Origin of the sequence: Variovorax sp. 679 (genome assembly GCF_003952185.1) — a bacterium.
Taxonomy (GTDB): domain Bacteria; phylum Pseudomonadota; class Gammaproteobacteria; order Burkholderiales; family Burkholderiaceae_C; genus Variovorax.
In genome coordinates, this window is sequence record NZ_RXFS01000036.1 from 1 (window position 1) to 2390 (window position 2390).

General features: G+C 66.3%; 1 protein-coding gene. It reads left to right on the forward strand.

Features of this window, described 5'->3' with window-relative positions; genetic code table 11:
- On the forward strand, positions 1 to 2390 hold a 2390-nt coding region (locus EJO71_RS34170), incomplete at both ends, for a DUF6531 domain-containing protein (protein WP_164546986.1).

Consider the following 2390-nt stretch of genomic DNA (forward strand, 5'->3'; position numbering starts at 1 on the left):
ATTGGGTGAGCCTGGGCATCAACCTGATCGGGCTGATCCCGATACCGCCGAGCATGGCTGCGGCGCGCATGAGCCTGCGGCCGACGCTGCACCTGGTGAAGCAGGAGCTGAAGACGGCGGCGTCGAACCTGGGCGAGGCCATCGTGACGACGCTGGTGGGGCACCTGAACGCCACCATCATGGGGGAGCTGGACAAGTTCATCGACGGTGCGATCGAGAAGCTCGACGGCATCCTGAAGAGCTGCGCGGATCTGGCCGACAAGATCATCGACAACCTGGTGGACATCCTGCGTCGGGTGCTGGGGCAGAAGGACCTGTTCACGGTCGCGAAGCCCGGTGCGGCGGAAACGAAGGTGCACGACCCGAAGACGCAGAGCACGTGGAGCCGGATGTGGGGCACGGCGGTGCGGTACTCGAAGCAGTCGGCGAACTACGTTGCCAAGGCTGCCGCCAATCAGTTGCCCGATGGTGTCGCAAGCAAGGTCAACGGCGTGATCACGCAGATGCTGGACTTCAAGCGGCTGCTGAGAGGGCAGTTGTCGACGCTGGCGAACAAGGAGGCGCAGGCGAGCATCATGTGGCTGCTGCACAAGCTGCGGGATGCGTTGTTGAAGAAGAAGGGCAAGAGGGCGGCGATCGTGCCTCCGCAGGCGGGGGCCAAGGCGGAGAAGGAAAACCCGGGAACGCCTCTTGGCCATATCAACAAGCAGGCCGGAGCCCAGGGAACCGGGGGCTGCAAGAACTGCCCCGCGCCGGCACGCAAAGGCGCTTCCATCAGCCTGAGTACCGGCAACGAAAGCTTCACGCACACCGATTTCGTGCTTGCTGCGCCGCTGCCGATCGAGTGGGCCCGCACCTACGCCAGTGACCTCGATGCCTTCGATCGCGGCAGCCTTGGGGCGCGCTGGATCACCCCGTACAGCATGCGCGTGGACGTGGCAACGCCTGTGCGCGGCGCACGCCAGGGCAAGGCAAGCCTGGTCCATCACGCCGCCGACGGCCGCAGCCACGCCTACCCGCCGCTGGAGGTGGGGCAGACCTGGTTCGACCGCATCGAGGAAGTCAGCCTCTCGCGCCTGAGCGAGAGCCTGCTGGTGCTGGACTTCGGCAAGCCGCTGCCCGCGGGCGAGCAGGGCGAGTGGCGCGAGATCTACGAGTACGTCGACAGCAAGCAGCCGCACTTCCGGCTCGTCGCGCAGCAGGCGAAGGACGGCATGTCCATCGGTCTGCGCTACGACCACGTCATTGCGGCAACGGGCGAGCGCGTGCTCAGCGACATCATCAGCAAGCATGGCGAAGCCGTCATGGCGCACGTGGGCACGAAGCCCGATGCGCAGACCGGACTCATCCAGTCGCTGTGGGAGCTCAAGGACGGCCAGGTCGTGCGCCAGCTGGCCGCCTATACGCACGATGCCGAGCGCGACCTTGTCGCCGCGCAGGACGAAGACGGCGCGAGCTGGAGCTACACCTACAGCCACCACCTCGTGACCCGCTACACCGATCGCACCGGCCGGGGCATGAACCTCGAGTACGACGGGACGGGAGCAGATGCCAAGGCCGTGCGCGAATGGTCCGACGACGGCAGCTTCGCGCTGAAGCTGGAGTGGGACAGGAACATTCGCCTGACCTACGTGACCGACGCATTGGGCGGTGAGACCTGGCACTACTACGACATCGAGGGCTACACCTACCGGATCATCCACCCCGACAGGCTGCAGGAGTGGTTCTTCAGGGATGATGCGAAGAACATCACGCGCCACGTGCACACCGACGGCACGACCGACGACTACACCTACGACGCCGACGGCAACCTGCAGACGCACACGCGCGCCGATGGCAGCCGCGTGCACTTCGAGTACGACTCGCTGCACCGCCTCACTGGCGTCCGCGATGCCGAAGGCGGCGTGTGGAAGCGCGACTACGACGCGCAGGGCCACCTCACGGAAGAGATCGACCCGCTGGGCCACAAGACTGAGTACGCCTACGACAAGGCTGGCAGGCCCGTGCGAATCACCGATGCGAAGGGGGGAGTGAAGGCGCTGGCCTACTCCGCATCGGGCCAACTGCTCAGCTACACCGACTGCTCGGGAAAGACCAGCCGCTGGGAGTACGACGAACGGGGCCGGCTGACCAAGGCCATCGATGCCGCCGGCAACGCGACCGGATATCGCTACGCCGCCGGCCAGCTCGAGGAAGTCGTGCAGCCCGACCAGACGATCGAGCAGTTCGAGCACGACGCCGAAGGCCGGTTGCTCAAGCACACCGACGCGCTCGGGCGTGCCACGCGCTACAGCTACACACGCGCCGGCCTGATCGCCGGCCGCACCGACGCCGCGGGCCGCTCGCTCAGGTACTACTGGGACCTGCTGGGCCGGCTGACCGAACTGCAG